Below are 12625 nucleotides of genomic sequence, written 5' to 3'. Positions count from 1 at the left end.
TGTATTTACAAGTTATTTTTACAGGATGGGCATCATTTATCAAAACGGTTGTCACAATCCTTTACAAACTATTTTTGAAAAACGTTTTTGTTTCTTAGAAATGTAGTGTACTTAGTGCTGTCCATTCCTCGTGAACGCCATTACCATTACAGTTATTCCTCGATTGCTCAATTGAAAATTGATAGCCTAAATAGACTGCTCGCATTTGTTCAATTGGTTGACCACCTTCCCCAAACACGATTCCATTCCACAACAGGAGCGGATCCCCTTCTTTCAAGTTTAATAACTTAGCTTCTTCGGGCAAGGCACCTACGGCCTGAAACCGTTGGGACGACTTAATTGGATGAATATTTCGTTTCGCCAGAATATCGTAAAGCAAGTCTTTCTCTAAATCCTCCTCCAATAAATCGGGATACAGCTGACAAGGAATGTAAGAAGTTCTAACAACAACAGGTTCCCCATCTGCTAATCGGAGACGAACAAACTTATATACATCACTCTCTTCAGGTATTTGTAAATCACTGGCCATTTTTTTCGTCGCTGTCACCACTCTTTTTTCAATTAATTGAGCACTATGCGTATGGCCAGTTTGGTTCATTTCCTCTGCAAAAGTGGTAAATATTTGCGCGTCATTCTTCACAATTGGTGATGAAACAAATGTGCCAAGGCCACGTTTTTTTACTAAATGACCTTCTTGAACTAATTCTCCTAAAGCTTGTCTGACAGTTGGTCTGCTGATCCCATGCTCATTAGCAAGCTCTGATTCTGAAGGTAATTTTTGACCCTTTTTATAAATCTCTGCCTCGATTTGCTCATAAAGCCAATCCTTCAACTGCAAGTAATAAGGTACTTTACTATTCAAATTAACGATATTACCCCTCCTATCCACATGCTTTTTCGGGTGTAATGACAAGTGGTTGTATTTACAAGTACTTTAATCGATAGTGATGGATCTGTCTTTTTTCTTGTAAATATATCTGTCAGACTTTCAATAATTGAAGCAGTAAGGGAAGCACATATGAAAAGCGGATATTATTATCGCTAAAAAAAGGGCAAAGTGGTACCTTTTTTCATTCTTCTTCCGCTTGAAGTTGCTCAAACTTCAGACGTTCCTCTACTCTTTGGACCTCCTTCCACTCGAAGATACTAAAACTTCAGACGTTTCTACACTGTCTAGCTATTCCTACGCTTGAAAAGGCTTGAACTTCAAACATTTCCTATTATTTTATTTTCCTTTGCCAATATCTTCAACAGCGAAAACAACTTCCATTCGCGCATCAAATTTCACCTTCAACAGAAACACGAAGCATTCGACTCTACTTTTGCGAGTATCATTTGTTTTTTGCTTCTTCACCGCTATAATGGAATGCTTTTCTAGCGCATATAAAAAGGATCCGATAATATAATCGGATCCTTAACATCTGTTTCACTTCACTCACTTGTGACGGTTATGGATTAACGCGAATTGTTGTGCAAGGTAGTTCGGGCTGTAAGGCATATCATTTCTCAACCAGGAAACAATGGTTCCAATTAATGCTGATGAATCATACCAGATCAGAATCTCTTTTTGAATACTCGCTTTCTCAACAAAAGATTCACTGCCTCTATTTTCAATCCCGGACATAATTTTGTCGACTAAAAGCTGCATAAGGCGATCTTTAAAAAGTGGAATGCCTCTCGTTGTAAGAACCACTTTATAAAAATTCGCATTAGCTGCTATATGTTCCAGGCATTTAGACAATACTTCTCCTGTAGGTTGATCCGAAGTTCGATTGATTCTTGCTTCTTCAATCACATTGGAAATATCTTCAACCATATCATCGGCCATTTTATCCATCATATCGGTAATGTCTTTGTAATGCAGATAAAATGTAACCCGATTAATGGTAGCTCTTTCTGCCAGGCGATTCACGGAAATCTTTTTGATATCCATTTCTAACAGCAGCTCGATAAAAGCATCTCGAAGCAGCTGGCGCGTACGGATGATGCGTGGATCGGTCTTTTCTTTTGTCTTAACCATACTCTTTCCTCCCACACTATATTTACATAAAATTATTTAATGTAGTATTATTATCTATTTTGCTACATTATTGTTCAATTTGTAAACTAATTTACACTTTATAAATTATTGTTGGTTGAATACTGGCACTATAACAATTATAATATTCTTTGTGTCTAAAATTTAAACGACACTGTGTAAATTAATTGTTTTATTGACCTTAACGGGTATAGAAAGGATGAACAATATTGGCAACTAGTGCTAACACTGGCGATAACGAAAAAAAATGGTCGATCTTAACCATTATGATTTTAGGTTCTTTTTTTGCATTATTTAATCAAACCACGATGACAGTCGCGCTACCACCATTAATGGAAGCTTTTAACATAGATGCTTCTACTGGACAATGGCTGACTACAGGATACATGTTAGTCAATGGTGTATTAATTCCGGTGACCGGATTCTTAATGAAACGCTTTTCTACTAGACAATTATATTTAGCTGCAATGATTATTTTCTTGATAGGTACACTCGTATCTGCCATTGCGCCAACTTTTGTCGTACTACTTATTGGTCGTTTGATTCAAGCTGCCTCGACCGGTATTATGATGCCTTTGTTAATGAACGTTGTATTATCATTATTCCCACCAGAAAAAAGAGGAACAGCGATGGGAACTGTTGGACTTGCAATCATCTTCGCACCTGCTATAGGCCCGACATTAGCCGGATATATTTTAGATAACTTCTCTTGGCGCGTATTATTTTATGGAATGATTCCATTTGTTCTTTTAATTATTATATTCGCATCGATCTTTCTGAAAAATGTATCAGAAACTACAACTAGCAAAATGGATTTTGTTAGTCTCATATTATCCACTATTGGTTTTGGCGGTATTTTATATGGATTCAGTGAAGCAGGAAATAACGGCTGGGGGCATTTGGAAGTTATAATATCACTCATTGTCGGCTTTATCACCATCGGTATATTTACCTTAAGACAACTTAAATCAAGTGATCCGTTTCTTGACCTACGGGTTTTCCGTTACAACATGTTTTCCTTAACGACAATTATTAACTGCACTGTTACTTTTGTCATGTACGCAGATATGATTTTATTGCCGCTATATTTACAGAATGCCAGAGGCTTTACTGCGTTCGAATCAGGTTTACTAATGTTACCTGGCGCACTGCTGATGGGTCTCTTGAGTCCTGCCGTTGGTAAGTTGTTTGATCGATTTGGAGTCAAATGGCTCGCGATTATTGGTTTAATTATTATTCTGCTTACCACTTATTCTTTTACTAATTTAACCGATTCAATCAGCTATACTGTACTTATTTTAATGTATGCCGGACGTCGGTTAGGAATGGCTTTGTTCTTGATGCCGTTACAAACAGCTGGTCTAAATCAATTGCCAAATAGTTTGCATGCTCACGGTACAGCAATTTCAAACACTACTCGTCAAGTGGCAGGAGCAATCGGAACTTCGCTAATTGTTACGATCATGACGAGCAGAACAAAGGATCACCTACAGGAAATGGTTACAAATGGCATCACCGGATCACAGGAACATTTAACAATGGAAGCGTCGATTCAGGGTATCAATGATGCATACTTTACCATGTTATTTTTTGCATTCATCAGCCTTGTACTTTCGTTCTTTATTAAACGTGTAAAACAAGCATCTGAAGACAGTTTACAAACTTCTAAATAAGTGTATATGATGAAAAAGACTTGACTAGTGGTCAAGTCTTTTTTTGCTATGGATATCAAAATGCTACTCTCTTAATTTTATTTTGATAGGAATAAATGGAATTTTATGTTAAAATACACACAAGGATATGGAAGCATTTCTAACTTTGATACATTGCTAATGTTTTTTCGATGGCTTTTCTGAATCAAAGGCGCAGCTAGCAAGTTAACAAGCTTCTTTCAATTACATAATAAAGGAAGTAATCTATGAGAAAAATTCATGTTAGATATGACTTGTTATATATTCTTCTGCTATTCATTGGTGTTAGTCTTTTTGCTATTTATAATGCCCAACAGCTAAATCAATATGAAGGTGAAAATTTCGTATTCAAACAGGCTGTGTGGATTTCCCTAGGGATTATAGCAATTGTTTGCCTGCAATTATTAGAAACACAAACCATTTTCTTACTAAGTACCGTTTTATATTATTTCGGTCTATCTTTACTAGTTGTTTTGCTCGTCAGCCCTGAAAGCATAGTCCCCACGATTAATGGCGCAAATAGCTGGTTCCAATACGAAGGAATTACTTTTCAGCCCTCTGAATTAACCAAAATCACAACCATTCTATATTTATCTTATGCTATCTCTAAGCATAAGGAAAGGTTCCAAAATTCAAACTTAAAATATGATTTACTTCTCTTACTAAAGATTTTATTGATTGGCCTTGCGCCTGTTGTCTTAATCTTACTTCAGCCTGATTTTGGTACTGCTATGGTTCTTGCTGGGATAACGATTATTATGTTATTTCTCTCGGGTATCGATTGGAAAATAATTTTCGGAATTGCTACTATATCCATTACATTCGCAATTATATTCATTTTTATGACAATTAATCTACCTGATGTCATGCAAAATACTTTTAATATTGATAATTATCAAATTAATAGAATCGAAACATGGGTCGGTTTAGAAGATAATGATTCAGGCAATACCTATCAAATTGATAAAGCCTTGGTTGCTATCGGTTCAGGTTATCTTAATGGATTTCAAGGAGAAACCTCATCAATGTATATACCGGAAGCTCATACAGATTTTATATTTTCAATCATTGGTCACAATTTCGGCTTTGTTGGAGCGGCAATCGTCATATTCTTGTATTTCTTTCTAATCTATACGTTAATACAAATCGGATTAAAATTATATACTATCAATCTATTCGGTGCATATATTTGTTTCGGATATATCACATTAATCTTAATCCACACTTTTCAAAACATAGGAATGAATGTAGGAATTATGCCTATTACCGGTATACCATTACTATTAATTAGTTACGGTGGCAGCTCCACGTTAACTGCCTTGATCGGATATGGACTAATTTATAAAGTTGGATGTGAATTATTAAAAGAAGAAGACTATATGTTCAGAGAGAGTGAAATGCGCTAAATCTTATTGGTTAAGCAACAGATAGGAAGGGAGAGTGCTTTCTTGAAAGCCAGACAACTTATAAAATATTTCTTATATTCTATTGTTACAGTTGGACTTTTAATAGCTTTAGGATTTTACAGTCTAATTCATTCTAATACCATTGAAAATACTAATGTTGTCAAGATTGACTGCACTGGTCAAGATTATGCAACAGTCGCCGGCAAACAGATAAAATGTGATCACCAATACTACCTTTTCCTCGATGGTATAAAGGTTTCTGTAAAGAATGAAAACATCTGGAACATCATTGACAAAAATCAAGAATATAATGTGACATATGAATGGTATGGGTTTAAGACACCAGCTCTAAAATATATCAAATTAGCAGGAGATTCTGCTAATCCTCATTAGAATTTGAAATTCCTAAGTGAAACCAGGCGTAACCTGTCCGGTTCTAATTGACATAAATTATATACAACTACCTATAATATCGATTATGTAAACTAAGCATTACTAGCCAAGCATTCATATTGAGATATTTAATGTGCTAGAATATTTGCTCTACAACTTTTGGAATTGCTAGCTTATTGATTGCACCATAAAAATCAGCTTTTGAATAACATAATGCCTAGAACCACTGCTTTTAGCTGTACCATAAGTTGTAGCACTTCCCATAAGCATAGGAAATAGGCGGAGACTCCCGCGGGATCAGTCGTGTGTGAAGACTCCGCAGTGAGCGGTTTTGCTTGTGAGGAGGCTGAACCCGCCCCCACAGGACGCGGAGCCTATTTCCGGAGCTTTGCTGAGCAGATAATCTATATCAAAATAACCACTTGGAAATACCTTATTTTAACATAATCCATATTATAGGAACTGAATTTCACAATAAGTATGATTACTGCCGTGACTGCACTTACGTCCTTTCTGTAGAGTAGAAAACAGGAATTAGATACTACCTTCTTCTTGTCCTCGGGTTTCAGGGTGTTCCACCTTACTAAGCCAGACTCAAAGGTAATAACCTCCTCCTATTTCCCCTCATCAAACCGTACGTGAAGTTTTCCCTCATACGGCTTTCCGACGCTCTTTCTTCCTTTGGCTTTACGGGGTTGATATCCTTTGGCTCAAAGGTATAATGTTCATTAAAAGTTTTCGAGCTTTCTCTTTATTGTGTAGTTAGCCTATCTAAAGGCATTCACTCACTCTTACCTTTTTTAAACATGTGAACGAAGTAGGGTATTGGCTTCTGCCGTCCTTCCCTAGATCACGTTGTGTTGTCATGATCATCCCTGGTACTATGACCCCCTCCGACTTCCTCTCAGCCCATCCACCATTTCACTTTATGCTTATAGGTATCTGTTTTACTTCTTTCTGAAGTGACCGAGGAGGATATCCCCAGTTCCGTTATTTACTTTCTTAACATGTCGCTCTCCATACCCCGAGGGATTCTTCGGTGTTGATATTCCAAGTTCTTCACACCTTCCATGGTCTTCGCTTATCAGTCACAAACTCGACTTCCCTTGTTCCTCTTGTGAGGGTTGTAATTGACGAGGCTGCAAGATTCACTTGATGTTACAACCTGTTAAGTTGCTCGCACTACGTAGAGTACTTTGTCACGGGGCTTCAACCTTAGGATTTCTCCACCAATTGCCCGTCAGCTACCGAGCGTCTTGGTACTTACTCGGGTTGGACTTTCACCAACTAGCAATTAACGGCTTGCTGGGCACGCGACTGATTAAAAATCAAAACCACCAGTGTGAACTGGTGGTTTGCTCTCCGGCTGAAAGCCTTTGTTACCGGCCTCGGCCTTAAAGGCCCACCGAACGGTCTCCCTTTTGCACCACATTCACTCACTAATTCTAAAGAATCTTCTATTTCTTCTTATTTTTTTAGCCTGTAAACGGATCATACTCTTCGAATAATGTTAATTGATCATCCATAAAGTCTTCTTTAAGTTGATTTCTAATGTATTCTTGTATTTGCCTTCTATTTCTACCCACTGTATCAGCATAGAAACCTCGGCACCAAAACTTTCTATTGCCATATCTGTATTTTAAATTGGCATGACGATCAAAAATCATCAAACTACTTTTTCCTTTTAAATATCCCATAAATTGTGACACACTTATCTTTGGTGGAATACTTACCAACATGTGTATGTGATCAGGACAGGCATTAGCTTCATGAATGGTTACCCCTTTCCTTTCACATAAATCTCGAATAATTTGACCTATACTCTTTTTATACTTTCCATAAATGATTTGCCTTCTGTACTTTGGTGCGAAAACGATATGATACTTACAATTCCATACCGTGTGTGCTAAACTATTCTTGTCCTTCATTGGACACGCCTCCTTCTTAGGTGAGATTTTGTGGTCGGGAAACCAACTTTATCTTACCATGAAGAGAGGCTTTTTTTGCCCCCACGCTAAAAGCTTTCCGGAACCCCTGGCACAGCCAGGGGTTTTCAAAAACATAAATAAACGCTTGGATGTCAAATATCCAAGCGTTTACAATAATTTTTAATAACTATGCAGCATGCTGTTCTAAACTGTTTTTCGTATAATATTTTTCACTTCTCATAATCAATCCACCAGCAATAACAAATGCCAGAATGATGAATGCCATTACAATATAGCCACTTTGGAAACCGATGGCACTGTACAACACACCCATTACATACGAGAATATGGTAATACCAACTTGCTTAGCGAAGTTAAATCCAAGCATGTAAACCGTTGCAGACAAGCGTACATCAAATACTCCAGTTATGTACTTCATAATCGAAACAAGCATTAAAGGCATTTCGATCGCTGCTAGTAAGCGCCAGATTGCAAGCATCCAGATTTCAGTAAACAGCGCAGATCCTAAAACTCGGATGAACAATACCGCACCAGCAATAATCAGACCATTTTTGGCACCGATTTTATTAATGATAAAAGGTGTTGCGATCATAAAACCTGCTTCCAGAAATACTTGTACAGAAGCGATACGACTAAATACTAATTCACCTTGAGATGCATCGTTGAAAAAGCTTGCAAAATAGTTCGGGAATTGCTGATCAAATACGTCAAACATCGTCGCAATACCGATCATCATAATACAGAATCCCCAGAAACTGCGATTTTTGAAAACATTCATAATATTTTCTTTGGTAACCGGCGTTTCTTCTTCTTTTTCATCTGAATCTGCCGGTGTTTCTTCACCATAACTATCTTTATCAACACGAAGAACAAATAAAAGAATACCTAATACAACAGCAGAAATAGAACATGCCCAAAAAATGCTGTATGAATTTTGCACGAACATAATACCGCCAATAAACGCTGCTGTACCACCAGCTAATGAACCAAACAAGCGGACATGTCCATATTCATAATTACTAGCACGTGAGGAACGTTCGATATATGCCTCAACAACACCTACACCGCCATTTAAGCAAAGACTTAAGTAAGCACCGCCGACAACGGCACCAAAAATCGCATTGATTTCCAATAACGGAATAAAGGCAAACTGTACAAATGGACCGATAAATAATAAGCAAAGCACAACAAAGCCAAATAACCATTTTCTTAAGCCCAGTTTATCCTGCACCACTCCGTATAACGGTTCCAAAACAAGTGCAGTAATTGCCATTGCAGAGAACACGAGACCAGAAACACTGGTATCAAGGTTAGCTGTTTTATTTAGCCAAAAAGGCAAGAAGGCGAAGATTAACGCCCATATCATAAAGTAAAAGTAATACATACCGCCAAAATTCCAAAACTTTAACTGCTTTAAGTTTTTCATAGCTGTCTACTCCTTTTTATTTTAATACTTCTGGTGTTTTCGGTGTCCAGCGATCATCTGGTAACGGTTCACCAAAGATTGGATTCCCCTGCTCGTCCCATTCTACTTTTTGAGCTCGAGCCTGACGATTCGGTTCATATAAAGGATCTCCAACTAATTCTGTATAATTTCTAGCATGATAGACTAGGATTGTTTCGCCGTCTTCAGACTCTGTAAAACTATTATGTCCCGGTCCATACTGACCATTTGCTTCATTACTTTGGAAAACAGGTTCCTCATTCTTTGTCCAAGCGTTTGGATCAAGCAAATCAGCGTCAGCATCAGCTGTTAGAATACCCATACAGTAATCAACACCTGTCGCACTACCGGAATACGTCAAGAATACCTTTCCATTTTTAATTAAAACGGCAGGTCCTTCGTTTACCCAGAAACCTTGGATTTCCCAAGAAAATTCAGGTTTGGTCAACATAACTGGTTCCGTTTTCAAAGTCCACGGATTTTCCATCTTCGCAATATATAAATTAGAGTGCCCTTCAATTTCTAAATCTTGTTGTGCCCATACGTAGTACAATTCTTCTTTATGATAGAATATCGTCGCATCTAATGCGAACGTTGACATCCCCGTCTTCACTTCACCTTTTTCGATCCAATCACCTTCCATCGGATTATCTGAATCGTTTTCAAGAACATACATACGGTGATTAAATGTATCATCATCAATATTGGTATCAGGTGCAGCAGCGAAATATATGTACCACTTACCTTCTGCGCGATGGATTTCTGGTGCCCAGATTAATTGGCTTAATGGACCGCTTTCATGTTTCCACCAAACAGCAGTTTCTTCTGCATCGTGTAATCCATTTAATGTTTTTGCTCTTCTTAACACAATTCGATCGTATAATGGATGCGATCCTGTAAAATAGTAATAGCCGTCTTCATGTTTATAAACAAAAGGATCAGCTCGTTGTAATACTATTGGATTTTTAATATCTTCTGTCATATTTAAACACCTCTTAATCATCTTTAATTTAAAATAACTATTTATTCTTTAAAAACAGAAACCGTTTCCTTCTGTTTAGAAGAATATCACTCATACGTATAAGTGTCAACGAAAATACCACAAAAGTTGTTTAATTACACAAAAATAATTTCATTGTTAATCATTTAGTTATTTAAATAATGAGTTAAAACGCCTTCGTTTTATACAGAATCACCTTTTAGTTATGATAATATTATGAAATATTCATTATTCTTATCAACAACTCATTTTCTTATAACACAAATACATACGTACAAGAATGAAATGGAGAATACTTCTTCGATTCACTTATTTAATGAGTCTTTCTCATCGCTACAGCAAGTACAGTGCTTTATAGAGTATGCTTACAGAAAAACCGTGCATAACTAACGAGCATGAGTAACTTATAACTACCTATAGATTATGTAAACTATCATTGCGACCACTTTGATATATTATGTGTGCTAGGATACCGTTCCATCCAACCACTTTGCTTCCTGCGTGGCAAGGCTGAAGCATATGAAATATTTCAAAATAAATACTAAGAAGTTGACATAATCCATATTATAGGAACTAAAATTCATGTTCAAAGTGATTACTGCTGTGACTGCACATTTATACTTTCTTGACTCATAAAAAAACCGAACATAACTTGAATCGTCTTTACAACATTCGTGTTATGTTCGGATGGTTCGGGGTCTAAAACCAGACCCTTTCCCTATATGCTATTATTGAACTTCCTCTAAAAGCTTCATCGCTTCTTCTTCCGTTTGAACTGCTAACAGTTGATTTCTAAAGTTTTCGTCCATTAATTTACGAGATAGCATTTGTAATATCTTCAAGTGTGCATCTCCCGCACTTTCTTCAGGAACAGCAATCATAAAGATCAACTTAGCATCTGAACCATCGAGGCTGCTCCAATCAACGCCATCACGTTTAATACCAAAAGCTACTGCCGGACGTTTTACTGCTTTTGATTTTCCGTGAGGGATAGCGATGTTCATGCCCAGACCAGTAGAGCTTTGTGCTTCACGATCTAAAATAGCTTGTCTGTATACATCTTTGGATTCTAAGATACCTGATGCTTGCATTTTGTCAATCAGTTCGTCAATGACTGCATCACGCGTCTCACCTTCTAGACTTGTTTTGATTAAATCTGCATTTGTGATATCGACTAATTTATTTATTTCTGGTTGTTCGTCGTGTTGTTCTGTTGGTTCTACAGTCTCTTCTTCTGCTTCTTCTTGTACCTCTGCTGGTCCGCCGGCTGGAGCGGGTTCAGTTACATCTTTTTTCAAGAAGTTAACCATCAAGACGGTTACTATCACACCAGCAATAGCAGCAATAAAGAACATGAGTACATTGTCCACTGCACCTAGTACCGCTACAATCGGTCCACCATGTGCCACTTTATTTCCAACACTGCCTATCATCGCAATCACAGAACCTACGACTGAACCTGTAACGATACTTGGAATAACACGGAGCGGATCCTGCGCTGCAAACGGAATCGCACCCTCTGTAATACCAAATAGCCCCATGGTGAACGATGCCTTACCTGCTTCTCTTTCATTTGGCATATATTTATTTTTATTGAGCATTGTTGCAAGTCCCATACCAATCGGCGGGATACAGATGGAAACCGCAATAGGTCCCATTATTTCATAATTACCTTCTGCAATCATCGCTGAACCGAATAAGAATGCTACTTTATTAAACGGTCCACCCATATCCACTGCAATCATCGCACCAAGGATAACCGCCAGTAGAATGGAGCTTGCTCCCTGCATTCCAGAAAGCATATTCGTTAATCCTTCAAAAATCAGAGCAACAGGAGATCCAATGACAAATATAAATAGAAGACCGACAATTACCGATGAAAAAATCGGGATAAAGATAATCGGCATGACAGGCTGCACGGCTTGTGGTACTTTTATCTTCTTGATTGCTAAAGCCACATAACCTGCTAGAAAACCGGCAATAATACCGCCAATAAAACCAGCGCCTGCTTCACTTCCATAAAAACTACCATTTGCTGCAATATAACCACCGATCATACCTGGTACTAACCCTGGACGATCTGCAATACTTACGGCAATAAAACCTGCCAAAATTGGCACCATAAACATAAATGATGTATTACCCAATTTCTCAATTTGTTTCCAGATGGAATCCTCAGGTACTACAATACCACTTGCTGTCTGCTCACCACCAAGGGTTAACGCAAGGGCAATTAATAAACCACCAACCACGATAAATGGTACCATGTAAGATACACCATTCATCAAGTGCTTATAAACCGGGTTTTCTTTCTTTTTGCGATTCTGCTTGATTTCTTCCGAAGATTTCAATTCAGGTCTGTATTCGGAAGCATTGCCATCCTGAATTCGCTGAATCAATTCTTTCGGTTTACGAATGCCGTCTTGTACACCGGTAACAATTAATTTTTTGCCAGCAAAACGTTCTTTTGATACTTCTTTATCTGAAGCAATAATGATACCATCTGCTTCTTCTATATCCTGATCGGTTAACGCATTTTCGACACCGATCGAACCTTGTGTCTCGACTTTGATATCGATGCCCATTTCTTCGCCTGCTTTTTGTAAATTCTCCGCAGCCATATAAGTGTGTGCAATACCGACAGGACATGCAGTCACTGCTAATACTTTCATGTTGTTTCCTCCTTTTGTGCATGTTTACTGTA

General features: G+C 37.7%; 9 protein-coding genes. 3 read left to right on the top strand and 6 right to left on the bottom strand.

Features of this window, described 5'->3' with window-relative positions; translation table 11 throughout:
- Positions 1 to 94 precede the first annotated feature (94 nt).
- Together MUN87_RS19785 and MUN87_RS19780 are read right to left on the bottom strand one after the other, a co-directional pair.
- Positions 95 to 862, bottom strand: coding sequence for a GntR family transcriptional regulator (locus MUN87_RS19785; protein WP_244743312.1), 768 nt, complete (start codon positions 860 to 862; stop codon positions 95 to 97).
- A 573-nt stretch (positions 863 to 1435) separates the two neighbouring features.
- Positions 1436 to 2020 (bottom strand): TetR/AcrR family transcriptional regulator, encoded by a 585-nt coding sequence (locus MUN87_RS19780; RefSeq protein WP_244743310.1) that lies wholly within the window; start codon positions 2018 to 2020, stop codon positions 1436 to 1438.
- Between the two features lie 284 nt (positions 2021 to 2304).
- Between MUN87_RS19780 and MUN87_RS19775 the strand changes: the two genes are divergently transcribed.
- The 3 genes from MUN87_RS19775 to MUN87_RS19765 all read left to right on the top strand — a co-directional run bounded on the left by MUN87_RS19775 (position 2305) and on the right by MUN87_RS19765 (position 5528).
- Positions 2305 to 3711 carry a DHA2 family efflux MFS transporter permease subunit gene (locus MUN87_RS19775; RefSeq protein WP_244748019.1) on the top strand — a complete coding sequence of 469 codons (1407 nt, stop codon included), beginning with the start codon at positions 2305 to 2307 and terminating at the stop codon, positions 3709 to 3711.
- 245 nt (positions 3712 to 3956) lie between these two features.
- The gene (locus MUN87_RS19770; RefSeq protein ID WP_244743307.1) at positions 3957 to 5135 is read left to right on the top strand and encodes an FtsW/RodA/SpoVE family cell cycle protein; all 1179 of its coding nucleotides are present in this window, start codon (positions 3957 to 3959) and stop codon (positions 5133 to 5135) included.
- Between the two features lie 42 nt (positions 5136 to 5177).
- Complete coding sequence (locus MUN87_RS19765) at positions 5178 to 5528, top strand: hypothetical protein (RefSeq protein WP_244743305.1); 351 nt, start codon at positions 5178 to 5180, stop codon at positions 5526 to 5528.
- Positions 5529 to 7003: 1475 nt separating this feature from the next.
- Here the strand turns inward: MUN87_RS19765 and tnpA are convergent.
- The 4 genes from tnpA to MUN87_RS19745 form a co-directional block, all read right to left on the bottom strand.
- Positions 7004 to 7456, bottom strand: a complete 453-nt coding sequence (gene tnpA / locus MUN87_RS19760) for an IS200/IS605 family transposase (RefSeq protein WP_244743303.1) — start codon at positions 7454 to 7456, stop codon at positions 7004 to 7006.
- A gap of 187 nt (positions 7457 to 7643) precedes the next feature.
- Complete coding sequence (locus MUN87_RS19755; RefSeq protein ID WP_244743301.1) at positions 7644 to 8903, bottom strand: oligosaccharide MFS transporter; 1260 nt, start codon at positions 8901 to 8903, stop codon at positions 7644 to 7646.
- 16 nt (positions 8904 to 8919) lie between these two features.
- Positions 8920 to 9903, bottom strand: coding sequence for a glycoside hydrolase family 43 protein (locus MUN87_RS19750; protein WP_244743299.1), 984 nt, complete (start codon positions 9901 to 9903; stop codon positions 8920 to 8922).
- Between the two features lie 746 nt (positions 9904 to 10649).
- Positions 10650 to 12593 carry a PTS fructose transporter subunit IIABC gene (locus MUN87_RS19745; RefSeq protein ID WP_244743296.1) on the bottom strand — a complete coding sequence of 648 codons (1944 nt, stop codon included), beginning with the start codon at positions 12591 to 12593 and terminating at the stop codon, positions 10650 to 10652.
- Between the last annotated feature and the right edge of the window lie 32 nt (positions 12594 to 12625).

Origin of the sequence: Gracilibacillus salinarum (genome assembly GCF_022919575.1) — a bacterium.
Taxonomy (GTDB): domain Bacteria; phylum Bacillota; class Bacilli; order Bacillales; family Amphibacillaceae; genus Gracilibacillus; species Gracilibacillus salinarum.
This window is presented reverse-complemented; position numbering and strand designations above follow the sequence as displayed.